The organism is Nonomuraea fuscirosea (assembly GCF_003001935.1).
Taxonomy (GTDB): domain Bacteria; phylum Actinomycetota; class Actinomycetes; order Streptosporangiales; family Streptosporangiaceae; genus Nonomuraea; species Nonomuraea fuscirosea.
Genome location: NZ_PVNG01000006.1, coordinates 204,943 through 229,863 on the forward strand (window position 1 = coordinate 204,943; position 24,921 = coordinate 229,863).

A 24,921-nucleotide genomic window follows, 5' to 3' on the forward strand; every position below is an offset into this window, starting at 1 on the left:
ACCCCCCGCCGACCGGCCGTCGGTGCAGGTCAGGCCGTGGCCCGCGCCCGGTTGAGCCGGTGGGTGAGGCCGGTGTGACGGCGCCCCGCCCCCTTCGTCCGTACGGCCTGGGCCAGCGCCCGCCGCGAGCCGACGATCACGACGAGCTTCTTGGCCCGCGTGATGGCGGTGTAGAGGAGGTTGCGCTGCAGCATCATCCACGCGCTGGTGGCCAGCGGGATGACGACGGCGGGGTATTCGCTGCCCTGGGAGCGGTGGATGGAGACGGCGTAGGCGTGGGCGAGCTCGTCGAGTTCGTCGAAGGCGTACTCGACCGACTCCTCCTCGTCGGTCAGGACGGTCAGCTTGTGCTCGTCGGGCCGGATGTCGGTGACGATGCCGACCGTGCCGTTGAACACGCCGGCCGCCCCCTTGTCGTAGTTGTTGCGCAGCTGGGTGACCTTGTCTCCGACGCGGAAGACGCGGCCGCCGTACCGGCGCTCCGGCATGCCGTCCCTGGCCGGGGTGAGCGACTCCTGCAGCGCCGTGTTGAGCGCGCCGGCGCCGGCCGCGCCGCGGTGCATCGGGGCCAGCACCTGCACGTCGCGGCGCGGGTCGAGGCGGAACCGCTTGGGGATGCGGCGGGCCACGACGTCCACGGTGAGGGCGGCGATCTCCTCCGGCTCCTCGCACGGGAACAGGAAGAAGTCCTTCATGCCCTCCAGGACGGGGTGGCGGCCGGTGTTGACGCGGTGGGCGTTGACCACCACCCCCGACTCCTGGGCCTGGCGGAAGATCTGGGTCAGCCGTACCCGCGGCACCTCCTCGGCGGCGAGCAGATCCTTCAGCACCTCGCCCGCGCCGACGGAGGGCAGCTGATCGACGTCGCCGACGAACAGCAGGTGGGCGCCGGGCGCGACCGCCTTGACGAGCTTGTTGGCCAGCAGCAGGTCCAGCATGGACGCCTCGTCCACCACCACCAGGTCGGCGTCCAGCGGGTTGTCGCGGTCGAACGTGGCATCGCCGCCCGGCCGCAGCTGCAGCAGGCGGTGCACGGTGGTGGCCTCGTGGCCGGTCAGCTCGGCCAGCCGCTTGGCGGCCCGGCCCGTGGGGGCGGCCAGGATCACCTTCGCGCGCTTGGCGCGGGCCAGCAGCACGATGGAGCGCACGGTGAAGCTCTTGCCGCAGCCCGGCCCGCCGGTCAGCACCGCGACCTTCTCCGTCAGGGCCAGCCGGACCGCCTGGCGCTGCTCGGCGGCCAGCTCGGCGCCGGTCTTGCCGTGCAGCCACGTCTCGGCGCGCTCCCAGTCGACGTCGGCGAACGCCTTGAGCCGGTCGTGACCGCCGTTCAGCAGCGCCAGCAGGCCGGAGGCCAGCGACATCTCCGCGCGGTGGAAGGGCGGCAGGTAGACGGCCGGCACCAGGTTGTCGCCGGCGGGGATCTGCTCGCGTACGACGCCCTCGTCGGCGACGAGCTCCTCCAGGCAGGAGGCGACCAGGTCGGCGGGCACCTCCAGGATCTTGACCGCGTCGCCGACGAGATTGGGGGCCGGCAGATAGCAGTGGCCGTCGTCGGCCGCCTGCGACAGCGTGTACCGCAGCCCGGCCTTGACCCGCTCGGGGCTGTCGTGCGGGATGCCGACCGCCTGGGCGATGGTGTCGGCGGTCTTGAACCCGATCCCCCACACGTCGTCGGCCAGCTGGTACGGGCGGCTCTTGACGACGGAGACCGAGGTGTCGCCGTACTGCTTGAAGATGCGCACCGCGATCGAGGTGGACACCCCGACCCCCTGCAGGAAGATCATCACCTCTTTGATGATCTTCTGCTCCTCCCAGGCGGCGGCGATCATCTTGGTCCGCTTGGGACCGAGACCGGGCACCTCGACCAGGCGCTCGGGCTGCTGCTCGATCACCTCGAGGGTGCCGGTGCCGAAGTGGTCGACGATCCGCTCGGCCATCTTGGGCCCGATCCCCTTGATCAGCCCGGAGCCGAGGTAGCGGCGGATGCCCTGGACGGTGGCCGGCAGCACGGTGGTGTAGGACATCACCTCGAACTGGCGGCCGTAGCGGGGGTGGGAGGTCCACCGGCCGTGCAGCCGCAACGACTCGCCGACCTGCGCGCCGAGCAACGGCCCGACGACGGTCAGCAGATCGGCACCGGTGCGCTCGGTGGCCACGCGGGCGATGGTGTAGCCGGTCTCCTCGTTCGCGTACGTGATGCGTTCAAGTACTGCGCACAATTCGGTAACGATGCGATCTGCGCCCGCGTCTGTCCTCCCCACGCCGATGAGATTAGGGCAGATCTTCAGCACCGCAACACCCAACCCGAGCTTCCAGGCCAGCGATCTATCATCGACACGTGACCACTTCTCTCCCATCCCAAGCCAACTCGCCCCACATCACGCGAGCAAAAGCGCTTGCATTTGCTGGCCAGCTGCTGGCCCGCGCCCGCGCCGAACGCGACACCCTCTCCCCCGCCGAAGCGGCCAGGAACGCACACCGGCCAGGACGCATCTCCCTCACAGACAGGGAGGCGTTGATCCACGCCCAGCGTCAGCGAGCACGTAGCAGCAGGACCGCCTCCGCAGCTTAAGCAAGCACTTGCGCTTGCGACTGCGCCAGGGCCCGAAACCTCTCTTCTGGGTTCGGGCCTTGGCCTTGCTACGCGGGTTACCGGCCGTCCACATGCCGCATTCCGCCGACCGGACACCTCATCACTGGCGTCCATCACGGGCACTTCCGGCAGTAGCAGCGCGCCGGAGCACAGTACCCGCCACCCGGCTCCGGCAGGCCCGCCATCGCCGCCGGCGAATGGGCGGCGCAACGCCACCCCTGCACGTAATACCGCGCAGGAGTGACGCCGCAACGGCGCAACTCGAAGCCGATCCAGTACGCGCACGGCTTCACGCCGCCTCATCACCGGCCGCCACGACCAGCGCCGCCACCCACAGCCACGCCGCATGCCACGCCTGATCGAGCGCGTACGCGCCCGTCCCGATCGTGGGATTGTCGTCGCGGCCCTCACGCGGCGCGCCCAGCCGGTAGTACTCGCCCTTGCCCAGCCGATCCGCCAGGCCCGCCAGCGTGTAGCGGCGATCCGCCCAGTAGTGCGAGGCCGCGTCCACCGCCAGCGCTGCCGCCGTACGTCCGACCGGTAGCTTGACCCCGGTGACGGCGCTGGCCACGCCCAGCATGAGCGCCTTCGTCGCCGTCATCGTCGCCACGTGCCGGGCGCACGCCGCCTGCCCGGCCCGCTGCTGATCCCCGCGGCCGCCCTTCGAGGTCGCCTGCCGGTGAGTCTGCACCCACTGATCGCCCACTTCGTGCGCCGCGAACAGCGTGGCCAGAACGACCGCGAAACGCGCGCTACGGCCCCGCATCATCGCACCCCCGCCGCTTTGCGCCACTGCTTGATGTCGCTCTCGCCGAGCTCCACCTTCGGCATGACCACCAGCACTTCCAGCGCCAGACGGGCGGCCTGCAGCTCCGCCTCCGCGATCTGCGCGCACGCTGCCGCCTGCGCCGAGTACGCCGCCCGCCACGTCGGGTCGCTGGCCTTGTCCGCCCGCTCCACCAGAGCCTTCGACTCGGCCAGGAAGTCGAGCGCCTCTTGCGCGTGCTCTTGGCCGGTCAGGTTCTTCGCCATGTCTCCTCCTGAGTTGCTGTGACCCTACGCGCCAGCGCTATTGCTGGCGAGAACGGTCCTCGTCGTGGCAGGTGTGCCCGCACCGGACGTGCCGGCAGCCCGCACACCGGCCGCGACTGCACGGGTCCGACAGACTCGTCACCCACTCCGGCGGCAGCTCCGCCAGGTCCTCAGTACGCGTGATCGCCATCAGCGGGACCTCTGAAGCTGCTGCTGGATGCGCCAGACCGCGAGCTGCTGCCCGGCGTAGACGGCCGCGATCGTCATGAACGCGATCGCCATCGCGGGCAGCACCCCGCCCGGCATGACGGCCGCGCCCCCCGCCAGGGCGCTGCCGCCCACGAGGATGGCGAGCAGCCTGACGAACTCCCGCGCCCTGAGCTTGATCTCGCTCATGCCATCTCCCAACGCCGCACCGGAAGCGCCGTCACGGCCAGGATCGTCGCCGAGACCAGGACCACGCCGCCCATCGGCCCCCACACGGTCATGGCCAGGATCGTCACGCTGGCCAGCGCCAACGCACCCCCGGTCGCGCCGCCGAACACCGTCACCACCAGCACCGTCACCAGGACCACCACCGGCGCCAGCACCTCCGTGCCCGGCCACGGCCAGGACACCAGCGCGGTAACCAGTACGGTCGCCAGCCACGCCGCCATCGCCATCACCGCCCGCGCCACGGCGCCGATCTGGCCCGTCGCGGGCGTAGACACCACGCTCACTGCTCAACCTCCTTCACCAGCTGATACGACTCGCCGGACCTTCTCACCCGGCCAGACTTCTCCAGGGCCCGCAGCGCGGCCGGGACTTCCCCGAGCGGCATGTCCCCGAGCCGCCTCCGCGCCGCCACGCAGATCGCGCCCATCTCCTTCGGCCCGCTGATCAGCGCATGCTCCACCACGGCCTCGACGTCGGCCGACGACCACTTCGGCGTGGCCACCGGCGCGGCCAGCGTCACCGCGCCCTCCTCGCGCGGGTCAACGCCGCGGCGGCGCATCACCCAGTACTCCTCGAAGAACCCGGCGGTGATGTCGTCGATCCGCCCGGCGGCCGGGCTGGTCGCCACGGCGTACAGGTCCTTCGAGATCGACGCCCGCCACTTGCCGCCGGGCCGGTTATCGATGCCCTTCATGAAGCCCAGGCCGTGCGTTTTCTCGCGGGTGCCCTCCCAGAACTCCGACAGCGTCGACGGGTCGGCGGCCAGGCCGACCATGTGCCAGTCCTGGCTGGAGCCGGTGCGGAACGCCGCCACCGAGCCGCCGCCCACGAGGTTCGAGCGGAGCGTGTTAGAGACCGACTTGCCGCCGAAGTTCTCCAGACCGAGGTTCTGCGCGTAGACGTCGATCGCGCCGCCGGGCTTACGCCACGTCTTCGCGGCGTGGGCCAGCAGCTCGGTCGCCGGCGCGCCGATCTCGGCGTCGCCCAGCAGCATCGGCAGCTCCTCGATGGCGATGTACATCAGCGTCAGGCCGACGTCCGGGTCACCCGGCAGCAGGAACGGCTTGCCGTGCCGCTCCCGGCCCAGATGGTCGACCCACGGCACGTGCGCGACGTGGTTCCCCCGGCGGCCCATCACGTAGTCGAGCGCCTGCAACTCCTCCCAGCACGCTTCGACCCCCTCGCGACTGATGGCGGTTCGGCCGTTCCACTCCGGCTGGCTGGATCCGTCCTGCGCGTCGAGCAGCACGCTCACAGCCAGCTCGCAGCCGTGCACCAACGCCAGCTTGGACGCGCCAAACCCGGACTTCCCGGCACCGGTGCTGCCCGCGTTGATGCCCATCTGCGCGCCCGCGCTCGTGGTCCAAAAACCCCAGTGGGCTGGCTTGAGATCAAAGAAGTAGCCGACGCGGGCGATCCCGGTCTCCGGGTCGATCGCTGCCTCGTCGTCCTCCAGGTACCGGACCTTGCGCAGGTTGTCGCCCCGCTCGATGACCGTCAGCCGGGCGCCCGAGTAGTCGCCGCCTGGTGCCGGCCCCATCTCGACCTGATCCCTGGGCACGCGGCGGCCCGACGCCACGGTGCCGATCGCCTTCTGCATCTTGTCCAGCTCGGTCCGGCCGGGCTCGCCGACGACGACGGCGGTGAATCCGCCCGGCACCGGCTCGGGCTTGGCCAGACGGGTCCCGGCGAACGCGCCATTGTTCGGGACGACCGTCGTGTCCCACCAGGCTTCCACGCCGGACACGGTGCTCTTCGGCAGCGCCTTCGGCCGCGCATCCCAGCGTGCGCGGGAGTCGTGCCGGTACAGCTCCCACCAGTACGGCACCGCCGCGACCAGGCCGACGACCCACAGCACGAGCGCGACCAGCCCGTACGGGCCTACCACGGTGGCCACCAGCAGCCACACGCTGCCGGCCACGGCGCGCTTCAGCTTCGGCTGCCGGCCGCGCCGCCGGGCCTTGACCAGCTTGACGCCAGTCGCGACCACCACGGCGGTGCCGGTGACTTCCAGGCCGAGGCCGGTCACGTCGGCGAACACGGCGGTGGCCTGGATACTGGCCAGCCACACCACAGGCTGGGCGTACCGGCTGCGGGCGGGCCTGCGGTGCTTGAGGCGGCGCAGGGCCCGCCGCGCCCTGCGCGGCTTCGGCTGCTCCTCCTCTTCAGGTTCGGCGGCTTTCGGTCTTCTCCTGGCGCTGGTGGCCATGAGCGGCGCTCCCTTCTGAGCGGTCCGAGGGGTGTGATCGCTCTGCTCCGGGCACCCGCCACGATCAGGCCGTGGCGGGACCCGCAACCTCAGCGGTCAGGAGGTGGCGGCGGCCGCGGCGTCCGACGCGATCTGGGCTGCGACAGCCGCGGCCTGGTTGATGAGGTCCTGCAGCACGGCGGCGTTGCCGACCAGGTGGGAGTGCTGGGCGAGCAGGTCACCCATGCTCGCGACCAGGTTGTTGCTCGCGGCGCTGAGGCTGTTCAGCTCCGAAGCGATCTGCTGGTGCGCCTGGGCGTACGTGGTGAGGCCGGTGGCTTCCTGAGCGACGGACATGTTCGTTCCTTCCGAGGGTTCTGCAAGCTGTTCTGCTTGCGGGTTGGACGGCGTGCGGGCGATGCGGATCTCCTGGCCGCACTGGCAGGGGCGGACAGCCTTGTCCTGGCCGGGCTTGAGCATCACCGCGTGGGAGGCCCCGCACTTCTCGCACGTGGTGTTCGCGATGACGATCGTGTCGGTGATCAGCTTGGTCGGGCCGGTGCCAGCAGACGGCACCACGTACGTGGGGTCGTCGTGCACCACGTCGGCGTCCGGAGAGGCGTCGGCGTCGGGGACCTTTTCGATCTCGATCGACTCCACCTCCCACGTCGCGTACGCCGCGCGCGCGCCCCGCGCGGCCTCGACCAGGACGCGGCGGGTCGCGCCGAGCGTCTTGGCCGTGCCGTACACCGCGCCGCCGGCCGCCACCACGGTGACGCCCAGCAGCTCCAGCACCCCGGCCAGGAAGCGGGCCCGCTTGGTGCCGCGGCCGCGCAGCGTCTTCTGCGCCCGGTCGTAGGCGTCGTGGGCCGCCTTGTAGCCCTTCCGGTACTCGGCGACGGCTTGCGTTCTGCCCGCCTTCCACGCTCCGGCGGCGACGGCGCGGGCGTCGGGCCGCTGGTGCAGGATGACGCCGGTGACGAGCGCGGCAACCACGAGCGCCAGGAACAGCATGGTCATTTCGACTCCTCCACCTGCGCTTTGAGCGTGTTCGCGTTCGAGTTGAACTGCGTGGAGATGTAGTCCCACGTCGGGCCCGAGGTCATGACGACGATCGTGATCAGCGCCGGGAGGGCGAAGAAGCCCCACTGCGACGGCCTACCGATGTCCAAGTCGGAGATGCCGATCAGGATCATGATGCCGACGACCACGAGGGCGATGAAGCCGGGGACGCCGATCCAGACGGTCAGCCCCCATTCCTTGCCGATGTTGACCAGCCACGCGACGAGGGTGACCAGGCCGATCCCGCCGCCGACCATGGCGATGGGGAGGACCATGTGGACCTTCTTGAACAGCTTCGAGTTCATGATCATGATCGCGGGGGTGAGGGCCACCGCAGCGACCACCACGCCGCCGATGATCAGGCCGAACGAGATTTCCATGACGGTGCCTTTCAGGCGAGAACGACTGTGAAGAGGTAGACCACCGCGCCGACGACCAGCACGGCGGCCAGCAGCGACGGGTAGCGGATGATCAGGAACAGCGGCTGCAGGACGAGGTTCGCCGTGATCACCGGCACCCCGTACAGGCCGTACGCGATCCGCAGCGCGAGCGCGTCGCGCACGAACGGTGGCGGGTCGATCCAGTACTGCCGGGCCAGCGTCGCGATGCTGGCGGGCCGAAGACCGAACAGGCCATCGCCCACCACCAGGCGGTCGAGCAGCTCCTCGACGTGGAGCAGCAGCTCGGCCTTGGCCACCTCCAACAGCGCCACCGCGTCGTCGGGCTCGTCCTGCTCGGCCGGGACGGCGGCGTCGCCTTCGTCGGCGTCGGCCGGCGCCGGGAACGGCCCGACCACGACGTTGTCCGTCTGCTCCTCGTCGCCGTCGTCGGGCAGACGCAGCTCATACACGGCTGGCCCCTCCCTTCTGGGCTTCGAGGTACTTCTGGTGCTTGTCGTTCAGGTCGGCGGCGATGCCGCGCATCTGCTTGGCCAGGTCCAGCCCGATCGCGTGGGCCTTGGCCTGGTCGCGCTTGACGAGCTGGGCCAGCTCGGCGGCCACCCAGCATGCGGCCAGCCAGAACCGGCGGGCGCCGTTCCGCTCGCCGTCGATCCGGCCGCTGTGGAACGCCTTCCGCTCCTCCGGGCCGGTGCGATTCCTGGCCAACGTGCTACTCCCCTGCTTACAGACGGTGATCTTTGGTAGGCTGCGCCTCGTGCGCGTGCACGCGCGGGCGTGCGCGCTGCGCAGCGCGGGTGCGCGTTGGGTGGTCTGCGACGCCGCCGGTCAGGGCCGCGCGGGTGTCTGACCGCCCCGAAGGCGCGGTCACGGACCGTCACCTTCCGAGGGGTTCGCGGCCTCCTCGAACAGCAACTCGATCTCGGCGTCCCAGTCGATGCGGGACTCCTCGGTGCCGGGCGGCACGAGCTTGTAGGTCTCGGCCAGGAAGCCGCGCAGGTTCGCGGCCGGGAGTCGGAACATCAGCGGCTCGTCCGGGTTCCAGCGCAGCGTCCACAGCGTCCACATCGGCTCCCCGGACGGGCGTATCTGCAGGTCGTCGCAAGTGGCGGGCTCGTCGAGGCCCTTGGCGAGGACGTCGCGCGGCACCTCGAAGCTGACGACGACGCCGCCGACGTGCACCCGCACGAACCACGGGTCGTCCGGGCAGTAGTGGAGCCACGCGCTGAGGTACTTGGAGTTGTCGTCGGCCTGCCACAGCGGCAGGACGGTGGAGAGCTTGACGGGGGTCGGGTCGGGTTCCATATCGCGTCGCGTTTCCTTGAGTGTCGGGTTGGCGGGGGATGGGGCTACTTCACGAGTGCCGCGACGGCGGCGATGGCCGCCGCCTGCACCAGCAGGTAGAGCACGATGAACATGACGATGTTGAAGGCGGTGGGGCGCCGTGACGGGCCTCGCATGACGGTCTCCTTGGGGTTGGTGGTGTCGTGTCACGCCGTGTCGGGCGGCGTGTCACCGGTCGTGTCACGGTCCGTGTCACGAGGTGTGTCACCGGCCGTGTCACCGCCGGTCGTGTCACGCGGCGCGAGGCCGGCCTGCTCGATGTACCGGTAGGCGGTGCGCGGGCTGACGCTGTACTCCTTGACCGCCTTGTCGCGGAGGTCCGTGACGCTCAGGTCCGGCTGCGTCTTAACGAGGTCGTGCAGCCACGCGATCCGGCGCGTGAGCTCCTCTTTGCTGGGCTGCGCCGCCGTGCCATGACGCGAGCCGTTCGGCTTGCGTGACACGTTCCTCGGAGGTCGTGTCACGGGCTGCCGGGGACGCGGGGCGGGAGTCGGAACCGTGCCACCGGACGCGCCGTTCGGCGTGCCACCGGCCGTGTCACGAGGCGTGCCGGCCGCGCCGTTCGGCGTGCCACCGCCTGTGCCACGAGGCGTGCCGTTCACCGTGTCACGAGGTGTGTCACCGCCTACGCCATTCACGCCAGCAGAAGCGCTTGCGTGAGCAGGCAGCAGGACCCGGCGTCCGCTGAAGTCGCGCAGCACTGCCATCGCCTCCGCCCCCTTACGTTCCCGCTCCTCCCGCTCCGCCCTCTCCTCGGCGAGGTGGTGCCAGAACGGGACAGGCTGAATCTCGGTCAGCTTCGCCGTGTTGTAGAGCGCCGCGATCTGCGCCAGCATCTGCTCCTGCCGCGCCGGGTCCTGCACCAGGCCGGTGTGTTCGACCGCGCGGTCCATCGCCCTGTCCAGCCGGGCCAGCGCGTTCCGCTGCTTGCGCGGGGAGGCGCCGGCCTCGCGCAGCGCCCGCGCCTTCTTCGCGGCCAGCGCGACACGGGTCAGGCGGCGGTGCGTGTCCACCTCCGTGGCGGTCCGATCATTGGTCTCGGCCAGGCTGAGCGCGACGAACAGCCGCTCAGGGGTCAGCCGCCAGTTGATCCGGGTCCGGCCGGTGAGCCGCTGCCGCTCGATCGCCATGCTGCGCTCCCACAGCCACGCGGCAACGATCGGCGCGGCCAGCCGGAACACCGCCTCGGGCAGGCTGCGCGCGTCCATGCTGGACAGCACCGCCGACAGGCCGGTCATCGCCCACACGGCCAGGCCGTCGACGCCCGCGCGGCCGTTCTCCCGCATGCTGCGGCGGGCCCGAACCGCGCTGGTCACCATGGCGACCTCGATGAACGCGAACAGCAGCAGCTGCAGCGGGCCGTCAAAGCCGAGTACGTCGCCGGAGAAGCGCCACATGCCCTGCGCGGACACGCCGGTCGCGATGGACGCGGCCACGATGGTCAAGATGTCCTCGACGGGGCGCGTCGCGACGTACCGGGTCCACAGCCAAGAGACCACCCGCCACAGTAGGCGCAGCAGCAGGAACGCCAGCGCCAGCCCGACCAGCCCCAGAACGGCGAGAACGGCCGAGCTGCCAGGGTTGTCGATGACGTAGTCGACCAGGCCGGCGGCGACGTCGAGCGGCGTGGAGATCACGCTGCCTCCTCCTCTTCCATGTCGCCAGCAGTAATGCTTGCGTTAAGGCGTTCAAGACGAGCCCAGGGAGCTTCGCCGCCGCGAATGCCGTGCGGTGGGTAGCCGTGCTCCAGGAGCAGCTGCCCCTCCTCGGCCTCGGCCAGCAAGCGGCACGAGCTGATGGCCCTGCAGCCGCCGCAGAGGTCGGCTGCGGCCCGCTCGTACCTCTGGCGCTGCCGTTCGGCGTTGCGGCCCGGTTCCTTTTCAGGGGACCACTGGGCTGGGTCCGCGCCGGGGCGGGTGCATAGCCCCGCTTCCATGATCCAGTTGTGGAACGAGCGGAGTCGGGGAAGTCCGAACGCCTGAGAGCTGAGCCGTGTCATACTTTTCTCACCACAGACCTTTCGGGTCGTGTTCTCCTAGCCAGTTTTGGGTTGGTAGGGAGTGGGCGGCCTCCGGTGCGGGATGGGTACCCGCGGCTTTCCGGGGGCCGCTTTTTCTACGCTTCCGTTACGCTCTGTTGTTTAAACAACATGACGTGCTTCGAGCATGATTAACTACGACTCGATCGTTTGTCAAACGCTCAGCCAGCACGCAGGAGGGCGCACCTTGGCCAGTAGGCGCGACGAGATCGCGGACCACCTCCGCGAACTCATCATCAACGGCACCTACGCGCCCGGAGACGTGCTGCCCAGCCGAGCGGCGCTGATGGCCACCTACGACGCCTCAACCGTCACCATCAGCGCCGCCACCAAGACCCTCCGCGACGAAGGGCTCGTATGGCGCGTCGCCAACCGAGGCCTTATCGTCCAGGACACCCGACCGCTCTACATCACCCTCAGCGCAGCCGCCCCACCCGGCAACGGGCGCGGCCCCTGGGAAACCGCCTGCCATCAAGCCGGCCGCGACGGCACCATGCAGCTCATCTCCGTCGAACGCATCCCGGCCGAACCCGACGTCGCCCAAGCCCTGCAGCTCAGCAACGGCACGACGGTCGTCCGGCGCGTCCGGCACGCCCTCCTCGACGGCCACGTGGTCATGCTCGACGCCGCGTACTACCCGCTCGCCCTCGTCGACGGCACCCTCGTGGCCGGCAGCGGCAAGGTCGACGGCGGCATCCTGGCCGTGCTCATCGCCGCCGGCGTGCTCGACCCTGCCGCCGCCCGGGTGCAAGAACTCGTAGGCGCCCGCGCCGCAAGCAAGGACGAAGCCGAGGCCCTCCGGCTACGGCCCGGCGTGTCCGTCCTGACCGCCGAGCGAGTCACCCGAGACGACGAAGCTCAGCCGGTGGAGCTGCTGCATCGGGTGGCCAACGCGCGGCGGATCCGGTTCCAGAGCGACGACCAACCGCTGCGGAGCGTCTGACCTACACGGCCAGTGCGCGATGGGCCTGCCACGCGCACGCGGCGTCCGCCATTCGAGCAGTCCAGGACGCCGACGACGCCTCCGCCACCTCCCCCCACACGCGCACGCTCGCCGCAGCGAACAGGGCCAGCCCTTCAGCCGGCGCCTGCTGCCAGGCGGGCAGACCTGACACGGCACTCTCCGCCTGCGTGGCGGAGTGCCCGCCAGCGATGAGCCGAATAACGAGACACGCCGGGTCGATCCACCCCGCGCCCTGCGTCGCCCACGCCCAGTCGATCAGCAGCGCCCGGCTTCCGCTGATGAGGACGTTCAGCGGGTTGTAGTCGGTGTGCAGGAGAGCCGGCCCAGCGAACCAAGCCGCATGCTCAGGCTCGGTCACATACGGCCGCCAGCGATCCTCTGCGGACTTCAACGGCAAGTCCGGGCAGCGAATCTTCCCGAGCCTCGTCATCGTGTGCATAAGCCGAGGCAGATCCGCCGAGCCAGGCTCATACACCGCATGACGGCCTTCGACGGCCTCGAACCCGAGCAGGTCCCAGCCGTCCTCTTCGACGCGCCACAGAGCACGCGGTGCAACCCGGCCACCAACCCCAGCCACATACGGACTGATCATCCATTCCGCATCCTGCGTCCACCGCCGCGCGTACGTCTGCCGCAGGCCCTTAACGAACACGGTCCCCGAGTACGAGGTCACCAGCATCGCAACCGCGGAGTTCCACCCCTCCGACACCGTCCGCGCCGACCTCACCCGGCCCGTGTGCTTCTCCACCGCCTGCCGGGTACCAGCCGGCAGGTCCTCCCAGTTGACTCGCGTCAACGCCATAGATGCTTCTCCTCACACGCCGGGGCTGCCCCACGATAACGCCTGGGGCAGCCCCTACCTGCGTATCTCTCCTAGTACGGCTGGTCGTCCGACGCCGAGCACGAGCACTTCTGCGGAGCCAGAAGCTGCTCCATGTCCTCGATGATCTCGACATCCGCAGGCTTCGCAATGATCTCAACGAGCACGGTCATGGGGTGTTCACCTCCCTTCGTTCTCGGTGTGCTGGCAGTAGTTCGCCAGCGGCGACCGGGCCTTGCGGTAGAGCTGCACGAGCGGCATGCAGGTGCCGCACGTGCCCTGCAGCGTGCATCCCGTGCAGCCGCCCTGCCGCAAGAGCAGGGAGTCCGCGATCTGCCCGAGCCGGGCGAGCCCTTCGGCGCCCTCCGCGACCAGGTCCACGTTCGGCTCGCGCCCGATCTTGCAGATGGACGCCTTGCCGTGCGGGTCGACGTGGAAGAACGTGTGCCCGGCGTTGCAGCCGGTGAACGGCTTGCGCTTTCGGAGGTGCTCCACCGACTGCGACGGCAGCGTCTCCGCGCCACCGTAGATCGTCGGGGACATGTTGACGAACGTGACGTACGGGATGCCCCACCCGTCTGCCAGGGCCTCCATTTGCGCCACTTCGGCAGCGTTGTGGTTGGTGACGATCAGGGAGAACTTGAGCGGCAGGCCGGCTTCGACGGCAGCGGTGACGCCCTTGTGGAACTTCCGGAAGCTGCCGGGCCGGCGCGTCAGACCGTCGTAGCTGGCTTCTGTCGCGCCGTACACGCTGATCGTGATGTCGTGCGGCCGGTACGCGGTGAGCAGGTCCAACACCTTCGGCTCGTGCAACTTCGACCCGTTGGACAGGATGCTGATCATCATGCCGAGGTCGTAGGCCAGGCTGTACGTCTCGCCGAACAGCTTGTCGATCGTTGGCTCGCCGCCAGTGAGCTGCAGCCACAGCACGCCGACGTCCCGCAGGATGCACAACATCCGCTCCCGCTCGGGCCACGCCATGCCCTTGAATTCCTTGATCCCGAGGTAGCAGTGCTCGCAGTCGTAGTTGCAGCCCAGGTTGAGCTCGTACGTGGCGCGCACGTACTCGTAACCGGTGACCGGCCGGACCAGCACAGCCTCGGTGAACGGATCCAGGTCGACCGCCCCCCACAGCTGGGTGACGGCGTCAACGAACCACGCCGGCGCGGCGGCGACCTGGCACAGCTCGGCGTACTTGCCGCGCGAGATCCGCAGCCCACCCTCCCGGCCGGGGCAGAGCACCAGGTGCTGGCCTTCGAGGTAGGGACTCACGATGATGTTGTGCATGGGCACGCTCCGATCGTGGGTGGGTCAAAGAACGGTGGTGGATGTGTGCCGCCTGTTGGCGGCGCAGGTCGGGCCAGCGCACCGAGGAGGGTTCGGTATCTGCCGGGCCCGCCGCAGCACGGCGATCAAGGGCGTGACGCACCAGAGCGAAGCGTCGTGCTGGAGCATCAGGGCCGGCCCGGCGGGTCCGCACTCGTCGCGCCACGCCTCCTCACGCTCCCGATGGAGAACGAGCCGGGCACGGCACGCCTGGCACATCTGCTCGGGATTGCGCTGAGTAACTCGTTCGAGAGACTCCAGAGCCGCGATGAACCCCAGCGCGTGAACGATTAACGCCGAAAGCAGGACGGTCAGCAATGCGTTCATGACATCGCCCTCCGCCTGAGGCATCTGGACCGATGAAGATTGGAGAGGTGCTCCCACGCTGCCATCGCCTGCCGGTACGGGCCTCGCGCAGTCTCCAGCAGGCGGCCCGATCGGCTCCACATCGTGACGGCGTACTGACTGCCCTCGCAGATGAGCGAGAACTCAGCGGCGCACGATCTCGTGCTGCACCACGAGGATTCCAGTACCGCGTAGACGATGTCTCTTCGTGGGACGTACGGTCTCCACACGTATCGCATGCGAATCAGTCACTTCCGGAGACGCGGCGGCCAACCTGTGGGTGGGGAAGGGGACGAGCCGCCGCGCCTGCTTCGGGAAAGCCCCCGGGCGGGAGAGGTCCCCACCCGGGGTGTCTTACGGTCGGTTACTAGATGATCGTGCCGAGCTTGCGCCAGTCGTCGCCGGGCCTGCGGATGTCGCCCGGGTGCTCCTGGTCTCGGACGGAGTAGGCGTCGTGGTCGTTGATCTTGGCGTACTCCAGCCCCAATCCGTCGGCCGTCTCGTACTGGTCCTCCAGCACGTCGAACGCGTAAAGGTCCGCGTCGTCGTCGGCCCATACGACCCCGGCACCTCTGCCGAGAATCGCGCCCAGCATGCGGAAGTCGTCACCGGGCCGGCGGATTTCCTCCTCCGGCCTGTCCTTGTCGCGGATCGCGTAGTCGTCGGCGTCGCCGATGGGGGCGTACTCCAGGCCCGTACCCTTGATCAGCGCCCACTTGTCCGGGTCCACTTTGACACTGTGCAGGTCCGCCTCGATGCTGCGGGCTGTCATCATTGGTGTTCTCCTCGGGGTCGGTTTCTTCGGTGGCGCCGGGCGGGGCCGGCGTCTTGGGTCCCTCAACCCGCCGAAGCCATATGCAGCGACGGGCTGAGGGGGCTTCAGGTGCGGCGCCTGGCCAAGATCTCCATCTGATCGACCGGGTCCGCCACGAGGCTGGCAAGGCTCCAGCGCTGCAGCACCGGCAACCGGCGGGGCCGGGGCGTCGTTCATGGCGCGCGGAACTGGTGAAGAACATCCGTCTGCCACGACAGCGCCGCAGCGAGTGCCACGGCGTCTGACAGATCGATCGTTGCCACGGCACCGGCTTCTTTCATCTCCGGCGTGATGACGCTGATCAGTTCGGCGACCCACCGTTCCCGGCCGTTCTGGTCTCGGCGCCGGTAGATGTTCCATCCGGGGTAGTTCGTGCGAAGCACGTCAAGGTCACGCCGCGCGCGCTGATCGCGGGCCACGCTGGCTCGTGCCGCAACCTTGGCCCGTGCGACGGCCCCTTCTATATCGGCAGCTGCCGCCATGGCCTGGCCAATGGCCACCGGCCGACACTCGCAGCGTTCTTCTTTCATCGTCATCCCGAATCCCAGATTCACGGAGCGTAAATACTCGGTGATGTCATAGTGGGGAGCAGGATCGGGGCGTCGCCAGAGTGGCGGCGTGGCGCAGGCCAACGCGCCACGCACGCCACGGAATCCGAGGTCACCATGGGCGTACCATCGTCGCAAGAAGCATCTACATGGACCCTTTTCGGAGCCATGCTGCGGCTGGAACGCGAACGAACCGGAATGGGCCTGCGCGCTGTAGCGGCGGCCATCCCCGTGGATTACTCCCAGGTGGGCAAGTGGGAACGAGGTGTCCACCGCCCGCCCGCTGACGCCATCAAGAAGATCGACACCATACTGAACACCAACGGCCGATTGGCGAATCTGCATGCCGCAATGACAGAACTGGTCGAATTGCGGGCATACAACACCAAACCGGCCACCGTCTCAGCCAGTAGCGGGGAAATGGACGAGATACGCAGACAGCTCCTTAGCGGGCTCGTAACGCTCGGCGCAGCAGGACCAGCCGCCCACATCTTCGGTGCCCTCGACAACCTTCGGAACCTCGTCGACGACCGCGTTGGCAGCTCCCAACTCAGCGAATGGCAAGAGCTCGCCTGGGAGTACGCCCTGATCGTGCGCGACCGCGTCGATGTCATCACCGATCTATCCCAAGACCTACTCGCCCTGCAGCGACTAACGATGGCGGCACCCCCCGGCGAGGCCCGCGACTGGGAGCGCGTCAACGCCCGCATGACCTTCCTGCTCGCCTTCTCCCTCGGCCAAGCTGGCAACGAACGCGAGTCGCGCCGCTGGTGGGCCTCGGCCCGCCGATCCGCAGCCCGCGCCGACGACCCTGAATTCCTCGGCACCATCAACGCGATCGAGGCGGTGCAGGCGCTGTACGAGAAGCGCCCCATTCCAGTCGTGATGGCCCGGGTCGACGCCGCTATAGCTGCGGTGCAGGGCCGCCCATGCCGCGCCCTGGCCGGCGCGTATGGGGCCAAGGCGCACGCGCTCGTGCTGCTCGGCGACCAGGTCGGCGCGCTGGCGGCCATGGAGGAGCAGGCACGCGTCTTCGAGCAGTTGCCCGCCGACGTCGTGCAGGACCGCGCGTCGTTGTACGGCTGGCCGGTGGAGCGGCTGCTCCACACACGATCACTGATCTACACGCTGGCAGGACACGCCGGTGCCGCAGCGGCGCAGGAGGAAGCGCTCGCTGCATATCCTGTCGGCCCTGCGCCTGCCGCCCAGGCCCGGCAGACAGCTCAAGTACGTCTCCACCAGGCCATAACAGTGATCCAGCGGGGAGCAATCACTGACGGCATCGAGCACGCGCGCAGTGCGCTCACCGCTCTGCCGCCCGGCCGCACGAGCTACCTGCGGCACCTCGCTGGCACCGTTCTGGAATCGGTGCCGGCCGTGGAGCGCGCGAGGCCGCCCGCGGCGGAGTATCGCGCCTACCTGCAACTACCGCCTGGCGAGAGGGAGTGACGTGGGGTTCGTGTTCCGCCACATGACTGGGGAGAAGGCCAAGGCTGTCCTGGACGAGCCGTACGTCAGCATCTACCTCGCCATCCGGGCCGAGCCGCCCTACAACGGCGGGCCGCTCTACGATCGGGACCGGTTCCTGGAGCGGACCGGCAAGCAGACAGAGCTGCCCGGTTTCGAGCTGGTGGCTGCCGAGTGGGACGGCGTGCTGGCGGGATTCGCGTTCGGGTTCACGATGGCGGCTGGAATGTGGTGGGGCGGTGAAACCACGCCACCACCTCAAGAAGTAGTGGACGCGCCGAAGTTGGCTGTAGTTGAGCTGGATCTCCTGCCGGAGCATCGCGGCCAGGGCGTCGGCCGGCGGCTGCTCAGCGAGCTGCTCGACGATCGAGAGGAGCCGTTAGCGACTCTGCTGTCACGGCCGGACACGCCCGCTCACGCCATGTATCAGCGTTGGGGGTGGAGGTTGGTCGGCGCCGTGCGGCCTGCGCCGGACGCCGTCGTCGCCGATGCGATGGTGACCAGTCTCGCCGTCCCGGTCGGCGAGTGAACTTTCCCAAGGGAATCCCCACACTAAGGCCCTACGGCGGTGCGACAATCGCCGCATGACCGCTGCTGAGCATGCAATGTTCGGGCCGTACGGCAAGGAGACCGGCACTTCCGCCGCTGGCGACGAGCTGGTCGACCGGGCGATTATCTGCGCCCGGGCGGCGGCTGACGCCGACCCTGCCAAGATGCCCGTCAGCGACGACTACATTGGCGTGCTCAACACGCTGGACGCCGTGCTCAGCGCCCAGCCTCTCAACGTCCACGAGGTGCGCGACGCGGCCTGCCGGTACGCGGCCGCGTTCGCCTTTCCCTCCGATGAGAACACCCTCGTCGCCAGCGGGGCCGGGGTGGACGAGATGGCGCTCATGGAGTCCGTCCTGCTCCTGCGGGAGGCGATCGAGGCGCAGGATGCGACGCACGCGCAGCTGAACCAACGGTTCCCCGAGTCGAACTGAACGCTGGAGTCTTCTCCTCCGGTACCCCGGATAGCATGTTGCAAGCAATAAAGCTTGCGAGATGATGAGACGATCACACGCCTCATCTGGGAGCATCCATGACACAGAGCACAGCAAACGACGATCTCAAGGTCGAGATCGTCCGCAAGTACGTCGACGACGGCCTGAGCGTCCGCCTCACCGCCGAGGCCGTCGGCAAAAGCTTCGGATTCGTCCACCGGATCCTCAAGGACGCCGGCGTCACCATGAGGTCGCGCGGCGGCGCCCGGAAGAAGCCCGCCACCGAAGCTGGCAACTAGCTGCGGAAACGCGGAAAACGCCCCGCTCCTCCCATCAGGGAGAAGCGGGGCGTACCCGTTCAAGCGTTTACCGCTGCGTGTCCGGCAGGTCTGGCCGCGGCGTGTGCCGGGCCTTCCACCCGGCGACGGCCGAGAGCGCGGTCGGCACGAGCGGCAGGATGACGGCCTCCACCCAGTCCGGCAGGAACGCGATCAGCGACGGGGCGTCGGCAACGGTCTGCAGGATCGCCATGCCGGCCACGCCGGACAGGTAGGCGGTCAGCGTCATGGCCTTGACCTTGGTCTCGACCGGGCGGGTGTACGTCGGCTCCGGGTCAGCGTGCATGGTCTCTCCTTCGGGGACGAATCGAGTCGCGCCAGCTGTAGTGCTGGCGTCAGGTGGTTACCGGGGCGGCAGGGCGGCCCGGACGAAACAGTCCTTCGCCTCCAAGAGCTTGCGCAGCCCCACCGTCAGCTCCGTGCCGTCCGGCAGCGCGTCGATCATGGCCTGGGCCAGGTCCGCAGACGGCTTGGACACCGCCTGAAGATGCGGCGGCAGATGGTCGTACTCGAAGAACCTGGCGATGGCCACCGTGGCGGGATGGCGTCCGATGACGTTCAACTGCTCTCCTTCGAGGGTCGGGCCAGCGGTAGTGCTGGCATCAGGTGAGAGCCGCCTCCCAGCAGGCGGCGTCCCACACCAGCGGATCCACGCCGACCGGGATCTTGTGCTGGGACTTGAACTGCGTGACCTTCTGCACCAGGTCGGTGTCCGCCGGGTCGTAGGTCGCGTTGTGCAGGTTCGTCGGCTCGAACCCGCGCGCGAACAGGACGGCGCGCATCGTCTTCACGTGCCGGTGGCTGTCGCCGGGCTTCAGGACGGGCAGGTTCTTCACCAGGACCTCCGTAGTTCTCGGGGTGGGCTGGACAAACGCGGGCCGCGCCACGACCGGAGACGGCGGCCGCAGGGCGCCCTCCGCCACCCAGGCCGTCAGCGGCCCGCCGGGGCAGTTCGTGTCGTGGCCGTCGCGGTGCCCCCTGATGTCGGTGCCGGCATTGCCGTGCTCGCGCAGGTACTCGATGGCGTCGCGGACGGCGTGCAGCAGCAACTCGGTCGGCTCGGTGTAGCCGGAGCTGCCGACCAGGGCGAGCACGCTGTAATGCGCCCCGTCCAGGCCGGGCCCGTTGCCCTCCGGCATCGCGTACGGGCCACGGCCGACGAACACACGCCGGTGCGGGCAGGCGATGAGGTTGTGCCCGATGTCGATCATCGGTTCGGCGCGGGCACCGGCCATGTGCTCGGCCTGGACCGCCTTGACGAGCGTGCCGCACACCTCGTGATCAGTCACGATGCGCGGATCGACGTGGCCGCCGGTGTAGTGGATCTTGACGCCCTCGGTTCCGGGGACGTGGGTGTAGGCCGTCGTGGGAGTCTCTGCCCTCCACGTGCGGCGGCTGACGAGCTTGATGCTCACGGGCACCGCCCCTTCTAGCGCTTGAACATGCTGATCTTGGCCATCGTGACCTTCTCCACGACAGCGTCGCTCGAGGTGGGGTTAATGACCCTGAGCCGGAGCTGGTTCTTGGAGTTGAGCGCGAACTGGCCGCCCACGCTCGTCTCGACGCGGCCGTTGACGTCGGCCCGGAAGGACAGCCGCCAGGCGTTGTCGTCGAACTCCTTGCCGTCGCGGTCGTACCGCGACCAGGCGACGTCGATCTCAGAGCCGGGCTTCAGGCCGCGCACCTTGACCAGGCCGTCCACGATGCACCAGCGCGCGGTCGCCGCCATGATGGCGACTCCGTCCGCGCTGTGGCCGGGCGGGTCGTCGGCGTACTCGGTGTGCCAGCTCACCGCCATCTCGCCGCTGGCCGGGACGTCCTGGTCCTCACCGGCTCCTAGGGAGATCACTTCGGGCACGTCGTCCTCCTCCTGCCTGGTCGGGGTTCCGGGGTGCGTGATCAGCGCGGCCACGTGCCCCCGGAAGGTGGTCATGTTGATCGAGTGCGGGTCGGGCTTGCCGGTGTTGACCTCCCGGTGCGCCTTCACCCGCGAGGCCGGCAGGCCGAACTCTCGGCACAGCTCCGCGCACAGCGCTTCGTAGGCGTCGAGCTGCACCTGCGGCCACGCCGTCTTGCCGTCGTTCTCGGCCTCGATGCCGATCGACGTGCTGTTCATGTGCTGCGAACTGGTGGACGGCGCGTTGTGCCAGCACCGCCCGGCGGCGACGACCCAGATCCGGCCGGTGTGCTGCAGCCAGAAGTGCGACAGCGGCCCGTCCAGTCCCGGCCTGCCGTTCACCACGATGTGCCGGTCATTCCAGCCAGCGGTGTGGTGGCAGACCACGCCCTGCACGGCCTGCTGCGGCCCGTGCCCCCTGGTCTTCCACCCGCCGACCTCCGTCACCGGGTACCCCGTCTTGCGGGCGACCGAGGCGAGCTGCGTCAGCCACGGCATGGTGCCTCCTTCCTTCAGCTGCTCGTGAGTTGGATCAGCGCGATCACCGTGCCCGCCGCAGCGATCAGGACGGTCACGACGGCGATGATCTGCCGCGTCCGGTCCGTCAGCTGACTGCGAGTCACCGCCTCCCGCTCCATCACGTCCACGCGCCCTTCCATCGCCGCGTACCGGGCGTCGGCTGCGGCGCGGTCCTGCTCGACGCGCTTGACCAGTTCGGCGTGCCGGTCGTCCACCCATTCCAGACGCTGCAGGATCAACGCCGTGCTGCCGTTCGTCCGCTCGAACCCAAGCTCGACCGCGCTGCGCAGCTCCGCCAACGCCAGCGCCAGATTCGGTAGCGTCTCCTCCTCGCTCATACCGGCGCCGAACCCGGCTCGGTCGGCATCCCCATGAAGGTGTCCGGCGGCTTCAGGTCGAAGTTCGGCTCCCGCGCGCTGCCCGTTGACCGAGCCCAGCTCACCGCCAGGCGGCGCGCCTCCACCCGGATCGGGTCGAGTTGCGCCGCCCGGATCGGATCCAGAGGATCGGACGGGGCCACCCGCCGCGACCCGATGAACGCCAGAGCGCTCTGCCGGTCGTCCACGCTCGCCGGCTCGATCCGGATGCGGTACTTCTTCACCGCCGCGATCCGGGTCAGATGGGCTTCCAGCCGGGTCTCGTCCGAAACGCCCGGAGTCCAGCACGTCGGCATGCCCTGCGTCACCGCGATGACCCTCGCCGACGTCGGATCCATCAGCGCGAGCGGGTCGTCCTCACGCGGGATGTAGGACTCGTGCAGGATGACGTCGAGCAGGGTGTCCTTGTCGTCCGGGTCGATCCCGTACTCGGCCGCGCGCCATTCCAGGGTGCTGTGGGGGAACGTCTTCAGAAACCTGCTGCCGTTCTCCTTGACGACCGCGACGCCCCACAGCGGCTCGGCGCCCATCGGGTTGACCCGGGCCGGGTCGGCTTGGGCGTGGTAGATCGGGCCGTACGACAGCTCGGCATCCCACGTGGTCCAGGTCAGTGGCATCATGCGCTCCCGTTGTGTCGATGGGCCCACCAATAGACGGCCTTGCCCGAGCGCACGCCGCCGCCCTCACCCCAGCTGATGATGAAGGCCACCTGCGTGCTGGACTCGATGCACCAGTTGAAGTTGGGGTCCAGGCTGGGGTTGCTGGTTATCGCGCCGTCGCGCAGCACCGCGACCGGCCCCATGTTTCCCTGCATGCTGGGCCCGTAGACGATCTCGACGCCGGTCCAGCCTGAGCTGGTGATCCGCGACCCGGCGTGGACGCCCCACGTGTTCGTCGCGAAGGTGTTGTCCCACCACTTGCCGTAGTGAGTCGTCATCCCGCTCGCGTCGAACCACATGTACTGGTTATCGCTGGTGCCGTCGTCGTAGCCGATCCGGCTGTAGTCCTCGGCGCTCTCCAAGAACCCGCCGTTGGGGTTGCCGTTGGACGGCCGCAGTACATCCAGCTTGGTCCAGCCGGCCGCGAGGGTGAAGAACGTCCGCGCCGTGTTGCCCGGGTTGGTGCCCGAGGTGATCTCGAACGTGGCCTCGCCGGGGAACGCGTCGTCGCGGGTGTAAAGCCGGGAGTAGTTTGTGGTGCCTTGCGGGTAAAAGCGGATGTCCAAGGTGGTGGGGTCGATGACGATCCGCTGCCCGGTCGTGCCGGTGCGGATGATCGACCCCGTGATGGTCTTGCCGGAGATCGCGTCAGCGGCGATCTTCGCGGCCGTGATCGCGTTGGCGGCGATCTTGTCGGCGGTGATGGCGTTCGAGCTGATGTGGCTCGCCTCGATCGCGCCCGCGTTGATCTTGTCCGCCGTAATGGCGTTCGCGGCGATCTTGTCGGCCTCGATCGCCAGCGCCTGGATCAGGCCGCCCGTGATCGACCCCGCCACGATCTTGGCGTTGGCGGGGATCGACCCGGCGATGATGTGCTCCGCGCCGTCGATCACCTGCCCGATCAGGTCGGCGTCCACCAGCGGCACCGTGGCGATCACCCCGGCCGCCGTGGCGGCCGACTCGTTCCCGCTCCGGTCCACCGCCGTCAGCCACACCTCGCGAGGTGCGTTGTACGGCTGATCCGGGATCACCACGACGCCGGCTGCCGTCAGATGGTCCACCTCGGCGGCAGGCGTGTCCGGGTCCAGCGGATCCCGCATCCACACCCGCACCCGATCGAAGTCCGGGGGCATCGGCACGCCGCCGTCGCCCAGCCCGTCCCACGCCACATGGATCACGCCGAGCCGCGTGGTCAGCGTCGGCGGCGACGGCACCGGAGGAGGCGTCGCGTCGTCCGGGACGAGCACGGCGACCGGATCGCTGAACTCGCCCTTCGTGCCGTCGTTGCCGACCGCGCGCACCTTGAAGCCGTACTCGCTGTTCACGTTCAGCGGCGACACCGACGCCGACACGTCGCCCGATGCGGTCTGCGCCACCAAGAACCACAGCTCGCCTTCGGCGTTGACCCGGGCGTACACCTCGTAGCCGTCCACGTCGAGCGCCACACCGTTGACGTCCTGCGTGACCGGCCCCCACGTCGCCACGGCGAGGCCCTGCGCGTACCCGGCCGCGTCCAGGTACGCGACCGGCTCCACGATCAGGCCCTGCGGCGCGGCCGGAACCCGGCCGCTGGAGTCCGGTGCCGGCGTCGCACCCGACCCGCCCGAGGAGACGCCGCCCGCGAGGATGCCCTGCGTCTTGCGGGCAAGCTTGATGTCGTCTTCCAAGAATCGGTCGTTGAGCACGAGGTTGCCGGACAGCTTGCCGTCGCCCGCCCGCGACAGCGTGACCTGCCGGATCCGCAGCGGCTCCATGTGGCCGCCGTCGCCCGGCGCGAGCACCGTGTCGCCCGGCTGGTAGGCCGCCCACGGCAGCCACCTGGCCACCGCGAACACCACGGCGCGGGTGATCTGCACCCGCTCCCCCGACGCGCGGTCCAGAGCGGCCTGAGCGAGCGCGGTAGCGGTCCCCTCATCGGACACCCCGCCCTGCTGCTGATAGGTCTCCCAGCGGCCCCACGGGGCGTTCGCGGAGGTGTTGGTGACCTCGTGCGTGAACCCGCCCTCGCCAGCGATAAGGATGGCGGTAGAGACGTCCTCCAGCGTGGCGTCATCTGGGGCCTGGTCGACGTCGCGGCCGAGCCGCAGGTCCACCAGGCCAGGGCCGGCCGACCGGTCCGCCGCCATCACGGTGCCCTCGTTGAACACCTCCAGCGTGCGGCCGCTCATCCGCCAGTCGATCACACCCTGATCGGAGAGGTTGAGCAGCAGCGTCAGCAGGTCAACGCCGGGTTCCAGCGCGATCGTCAGCGTCGCCGCCCACGGCTCGCCAGCGCTGTCGGTGCTGGCGGTGAACCCGGCCGTCATCCCGGCCAGCGCGCCCCGCGCCTTCGCCTCCCCGATGAGGGTCAGCAGCACCGCCCCGGCCGGGACGGCGTTGAACTGCCGCTTGCCGTCCACGAGCTGGTCGTTCGGGTAGAGCACCGCCTTCTTGAACTGCCAGGCGTAGCCGGGGCAGGTGTAGCCGCGCTTCCCCGCCTGGTCGGTGGCGTCCGACGTCCGCTTGATCCGCAGGAACCGCGCGTTGGGCGGCTCCACCCAGCCGCCGCCGGCCGAATACTCCAGCGCAACCTCGCACGGCTGCGCGAGCAGGCCAATGCCGGGCGCGTGCGAGGTGTAGTCCAGCCGCAGCGACGACACATCGTTCAGCGGCGCGCCCGCCTCGAAACCCAGCGGGAACGGCAGCAGCCCCAGCCTCGGCCCGTTCGGCTCGTACGCCACCAGCCGCACCCCGTACGACGCCGCCTCACTGGGCTCGATCACCTGCATGCGTTG

The 24,921-nt window shown here is 69.3% G+C and carries 29 protein-coding genes and 1 pseudogene; 5 read left to right on the forward strand and 25 right to left on the reverse strand.

What is annotated here, in order from left to right; translation table 11 throughout:
- Window positions 1–29: 29 nt before the first annotated feature.
- The 13 genes from recD2 to B0I32_RS16055 form a co-directional block, all read right to left on the reverse strand.
- Entirely contained in the window at window positions 30–2,219 is a 2,190-nt protein-coding gene (recD2, locus tag B0I32_RS15990) for an SF1B family DNA helicase RecD2 (protein ID WP_245955856.1), read from the reverse strand.
- Window positions 2,220–2,882: 663 nt separating this feature from the next.
- A complete protein-coding gene (locus B0I32_RS16000) occupies window positions 2,883–3,362 on the reverse strand; it encodes a DUF3307 domain-containing protein (protein WP_106239593.1) in 480 nt (159 codons plus the stop codon).
- Complete coding sequence (locus B0I32_RS16005; protein ID WP_106239595.1) at window positions 3,359–3,625, reverse strand: hypothetical protein; 267 nt, start codon at window positions 3,623–3,625, stop codon at window positions 3,359–3,361. Before B0I32_RS16005 ends, B0I32_RS16000 begins: the two co-directional genes overlap by 4 nt.
- 189 nt (window positions 3,626–3,814) lie before the next feature.
- Window positions 3,815–4,021 (reverse strand): hypothetical protein, encoded by a 207-nt coding sequence (locus B0I32_RS16010; protein WP_106239597.1) that lies wholly within the window; start codon window positions 4,019–4,021, stop codon window positions 3,815–3,817.
- On the reverse strand, window positions 4,018–4,344 hold the full coding sequence (locus B0I32_RS57655) for a hypothetical protein (protein WP_181307482.1): 327 nt from the start codon (window positions 4,342–4,344) through the stop codon (window positions 4,018–4,020). Before B0I32_RS57655 ends, B0I32_RS16010 begins: the two co-directional genes overlap by 4 nt.
- Window positions 4,341–6,269 carry a hypothetical protein gene (locus B0I32_RS16020; RefSeq protein WP_106239601.1) on the reverse strand — a complete coding sequence of 643 codons (1,929 nt, stop codon included), beginning with the start codon at window positions 6,267–6,269 and terminating at the stop codon, window positions 4,341–4,343. Before B0I32_RS16020 ends, B0I32_RS57655 begins: the two co-directional genes overlap by 4 nt.
- A 96-nt stretch (window positions 6,270–6,365) precedes the next feature.
- Window positions 6,366–7,268 carry a hypothetical protein gene (locus tag B0I32_RS16025; RefSeq protein WP_106239603.1) on the reverse strand — a complete coding sequence of 301 codons (903 nt, stop codon included), beginning with the start codon at window positions 7,266–7,268 and terminating at the stop codon, window positions 6,366–6,368.
- The gene (locus B0I32_RS16030) at window positions 7,265–7,690 is read right to left on the reverse strand and encodes a hypothetical protein (protein ID WP_106239605.1); all 426 of its coding nucleotides are present in this window, start codon (window positions 7,688–7,690) and stop codon (window positions 7,265–7,267) included. The genes B0I32_RS16025 and B0I32_RS16030 overlap by 4 nt, the downstream gene beginning before the upstream one ends.
- An 11-nt stretch (window positions 7,691–7,701) precedes the next feature.
- The gene (locus B0I32_RS16035; RefSeq protein WP_106239607.1) at window positions 7,702–8,160 is read right to left on the reverse strand and encodes a hypothetical protein; all 459 of its coding nucleotides are present in this window, start codon (window positions 8,158–8,160) and stop codon (window positions 7,702–7,704) included.
- Window positions 8,153–8,416, reverse strand: coding sequence for a hypothetical protein (locus B0I32_RS16040; protein WP_106239610.1), 264 nt, complete (start codon window positions 8,414–8,416; stop codon window positions 8,153–8,155). The genes B0I32_RS16035 and B0I32_RS16040 overlap by 8 nt, the downstream gene beginning before the upstream one ends.
- Window positions 8,417–8,575: 159 nt before the next feature.
- A complete protein-coding gene (locus B0I32_RS16045; RefSeq protein WP_106239612.1) occupies window positions 8,576–9,013 on the reverse strand; it encodes an SsgA family sporulation/cell division regulator in 438 nt (145 codons plus the stop codon).
- A gap of 185 nt (window positions 9,014–9,198) precedes the next feature.
- Entirely contained in the window at window positions 9,199–10,689 is a 1,491-nt protein-coding gene (locus tag B0I32_RS57660; protein ID WP_181307441.1) for a hypothetical protein, read from the reverse strand.
- Window positions 10,686–11,051 (reverse strand): hypothetical protein, encoded by a 366-nt coding sequence (locus B0I32_RS16055; RefSeq protein ID WP_106239615.1) that lies wholly within the window; start codon window positions 11,049–11,051, stop codon window positions 10,686–10,688. Before B0I32_RS16055 ends, B0I32_RS57660 begins: the two co-directional genes overlap by 4 nt.
- A 226-nt stretch (window positions 11,052–11,277) precedes the next feature.
- Between B0I32_RS16055 and B0I32_RS16060 the strand changes: the two genes are divergently transcribed.
- Entirely contained in the window at window positions 11,278–12,033 is a 756-nt protein-coding gene (locus B0I32_RS16060; RefSeq protein ID WP_181307443.1) for a GntR family transcriptional regulator, read from the forward strand.
- A gap of 1 nt (window position 12,034) precedes the next feature.
- Here the strand turns inward: B0I32_RS16060 and B0I32_RS16065 are convergent, their stop codons facing one another.
- The 5 genes from B0I32_RS16065 to B0I32_RS16085 all read right to left on the reverse strand — a co-directional run bounded on the left by B0I32_RS16065 (window position 12,035) and on the right by B0I32_RS16085 (window position 15,913).
- Window positions 12,035–12,856 carry an aminoglycoside phosphotransferase gene (locus B0I32_RS16065; RefSeq protein WP_106239619.1) on the reverse strand — a complete coding sequence of 274 codons (822 nt, stop codon included), beginning with the start codon at window positions 12,854–12,856 and terminating at the stop codon, window positions 12,035–12,037.
- Window positions 12,857–13,054: 198 nt separating this feature from the next.
- Entirely contained in the window at window positions 13,055–14,161 is a 1,107-nt protein-coding gene (locus B0I32_RS16070) for a radical SAM protein (protein ID WP_106239622.1), read from the reverse strand.
- Window positions 14,162–14,185: 24 nt separating this feature from the next.
- Window positions 14,186–14,527, reverse strand: coding sequence for a hypothetical protein (locus B0I32_RS16075; RefSeq protein ID WP_146178171.1), 342 nt, complete (start codon window positions 14,525–14,527; stop codon window positions 14,186–14,188).
- 385 nt (window positions 14,528–14,912) lie between these two features.
- On the reverse strand, window positions 14,913–15,320 hold the full coding sequence (locus B0I32_RS16080) for a hypothetical protein (RefSeq protein WP_106239627.1): 408 nt from the start codon (window positions 15,318–15,320) through the stop codon (window positions 14,913–14,915).
- Between the two features lie 212 nt (window positions 15,321–15,532).
- Window positions 15,533–15,913 carry a hypothetical protein gene (locus B0I32_RS16085; protein ID WP_146178172.1) on the reverse strand — a complete coding sequence of 127 codons (381 nt, stop codon included), beginning with the start codon at window positions 15,911–15,913 and terminating at the stop codon, window positions 15,533–15,535.
- A 162-nt stretch (window positions 15,914–16,075) separates the two neighbouring features.
- On the opposite strand from B0I32_RS16085, the gene B0I32_RS16090 reads away from it, so the two are divergent.
- The 4 genes from B0I32_RS16090 to B0I32_RS16105 all read left to right on the forward strand — a co-directional run bounded on the left by B0I32_RS16090 (window position 16,076) and on the right by B0I32_RS16105 (window position 18,656).
- Window positions 16,076–17,356, forward strand: a complete 1,281-nt coding sequence (locus B0I32_RS16090; RefSeq protein WP_181307444.1) for a helix-turn-helix domain-containing protein — start codon at window positions 16,076–16,078, stop codon at window positions 17,354–17,356.
- Window position 17,357: 1 nt separating this feature from the next.
- Window positions 17,358–17,903, forward strand: a complete 546-nt coding sequence (locus B0I32_RS16095; RefSeq protein ID WP_106239635.1) for a GNAT family N-acetyltransferase — start codon at window positions 17,358–17,360, stop codon at window positions 17,901–17,903.
- A 55-nt stretch (window positions 17,904–17,958) separates the two neighbouring features.
- Window positions 17,959–18,357: a hypothetical protein gene (locus B0I32_RS16100; protein WP_146178174.1), complete on the forward strand. Its 399-nt coding sequence runs from the start codon at window positions 17,959–17,961 to the stop codon at window positions 18,355–18,357.
- 98 nt (window positions 18,358–18,455) lie between these two features.
- Window positions 18,456–18,656, forward strand: a complete 201-nt coding sequence (locus tag B0I32_RS16105) for a helix-turn-helix domain-containing protein (protein WP_106239639.1) — start codon at window positions 18,456–18,458, stop codon at window positions 18,654–18,656.
- A 67-nt stretch (window positions 18,657–18,723) separates the two neighbouring features.
- Here the strand turns inward: B0I32_RS16105 and B0I32_RS16110 are convergent, their stop codons facing one another.
- The 7 genes and pseudogenes from B0I32_RS16110 to B0I32_RS16135 form a co-directional block, all read right to left on the reverse strand.
- On the reverse strand, window positions 18,724–18,981 hold the full coding sequence (locus B0I32_RS16110; RefSeq protein WP_106239641.1) for a holin: 258 nt from the start codon (window positions 18,979–18,981) through the stop codon (window positions 18,724–18,726).
- Window positions 18,982–19,038: 57 nt separating this feature from the next.
- Window positions 19,039–19,257, reverse strand: coding sequence for a hypothetical protein (locus tag B0I32_RS16115; RefSeq protein WP_106239644.1), 219 nt, complete (start codon window positions 19,255–19,257; stop codon window positions 19,039–19,041).
- A gap of 40 nt (window positions 19,258–19,297) precedes the next feature.
- Entirely contained in the window at window positions 19,298–20,110 is an 813-nt protein-coding gene (locus tag B0I32_RS16120) for an N-acetylmuramoyl-L-alanine amidase (protein ID WP_106239647.1), read from the reverse strand.
- 539 nt (window positions 20,111–20,649) lie between these two features.
- A pseudogene (locus B0I32_RS59850) lies at window positions 20,650–21,090 on the reverse strand (peptidoglycan recognition protein family protein); the annotation flags it as partial.
- Between the two features lie 14 nt (window positions 21,091–21,104).
- On the reverse strand, window positions 21,105–21,449 hold the full coding sequence (locus B0I32_RS57665; protein ID WP_181307446.1) for a hypothetical protein: 345 nt from the start codon (window positions 21,447–21,449) through the stop codon (window positions 21,105–21,107).
- Entirely contained in the window at window positions 21,446–22,108 is a 663-nt protein-coding gene (locus B0I32_RS16130; protein ID WP_146178175.1) for a hypothetical protein, read from the reverse strand. Before B0I32_RS16130 ends, B0I32_RS57665 begins: the two co-directional genes overlap by 4 nt.
- Window positions 22,105–24,915, reverse strand: coding sequence for a fibronectin type III domain-containing protein (locus tag B0I32_RS16135; RefSeq protein WP_106239652.1), 2,811 nt, complete (start codon window positions 24,913–24,915; stop codon window positions 22,105–22,107). Before B0I32_RS16135 ends, B0I32_RS16130 begins: the two co-directional genes overlap by 4 nt.
- Window positions 24,916–24,921 lie beyond the last annotated feature (6 nt).

Coding starts and splice junctions, on each gene's coding strand:
- B0I32_RS16000 (WP_106239593.1), bottom strand. CDS start 3,362: ATGATGCGGGGCCGTAGCGCGCGTTTCGCGGTCGTTCTGGCCACGCTG.
- B0I32_RS16005 (WP_106239595.1), bottom strand. CDS start 3,625: ATGGCGAAGAACCTGACCGGCCAAGAGCACGCGCAAGAGGCGCTCGAC.
- B0I32_RS16010 (WP_106239597.1), bottom strand. CDS start 4,021: ATGAGCGAGATCAAGCTCAGGGCGCGGGAGTTCGTCAGGCTGCTCGCC.
- B0I32_RS16020 (WP_106239601.1), bottom strand. CDS start 6,269: ATGGCCACCAGCGCCAGGAGAAGACCGAAAGCCGCCGAACCTGAAGAG.
- B0I32_RS16025 (WP_106239603.1), bottom strand. CDS start 7,268: ATGACCATGCTGTTCCTGGCGCTCGTGGTTGCCGCGCTCGTCACCGGC.
- B0I32_RS16030 (WP_106239605.1), bottom strand. CDS start 7,690: ATGGAAATCTCGTTCGGCCTGATCATCGGCGGCGTGGTGGTCGCTGCG.
- B0I32_RS16045 (WP_106239612.1), bottom strand. CDS start 9,013: ATGGAACCCGACCCGACCCCCGTCAAGCTCTCCACCGTCCTGCCGCTG.
- B0I32_RS16055 (WP_106239615.1), bottom strand. CDS start 11,051: ATGACACGGCTCAGCTCTCAGGCGTTCGGACTTCCCCGACTCCGCTCG.
- B0I32_RS16065 (WP_106239619.1), bottom strand. CDS start 12,856: ATGGCGTTGACGCGAGTCAACTGGGAGGACCTGCCGGCTGGTACCCGG.
- B0I32_RS16070 (WP_106239622.1), bottom strand. CDS start 14,161: ATGCACAACATCATCGTGAGTCCCTACCTCGAAGGCCAGCACCTGGTG.
- B0I32_RS16075 (WP_146178171.1), bottom strand. CDS start 14,527: ATGAACGCATTGCTGACCGTCCTGCTTTCGGCGTTAATCGTTCACGCG.
- B0I32_RS16080 (WP_106239627.1), bottom strand. CDS start 15,320: ATGATGACAGCCCGCAGCATCGAGGCGGACCTGCACAGTGTCAAAGTG.
- B0I32_RS16090 (WP_181307444.1), top strand. CDS start 16,076: ATGCTGCGGCTGGAACGCGAACGAACCGGAATGGGCCTGCGCGCTGTA.
- B0I32_RS16100 (WP_146178174.1), top strand. CDS start 17,959: ATGACCGCTGCTGAGCATGCAATGTTCGGGCCGTACGGCAAGGAGACC.
- B0I32_RS16105 (WP_106239639.1), top strand. CDS start 18,456: ATGACACAGAGCACAGCAAACGACGATCTCAAGGTCGAGATCGTCCGC.
- B0I32_RS16110 (WP_106239641.1), bottom strand. CDS start 18,981: ATGCACGCTGACCCGGAGCCGACGTACACCCGCCCGGTCGAGACCAAG.
- B0I32_RS57665 (WP_181307446.1), bottom strand. CDS start 21,449: ATGAGCGAGGAGGAGACGCTACCGAATCTGGCGCTGGCGTTGGCGGAG.
- B0I32_RS16130 (WP_146178175.1), bottom strand. CDS start 22,108: ATGATGCCACTGACCTGGACCACGTGGGATGCCGAGCTGTCGTACGGC.
- B0I32_RS16135 (WP_106239652.1), bottom strand. CDS start 24,915: ATGCAGGTGATCGAGCCCAGTGAGGCGGCGTCGTACGGGGTGCGGCTG.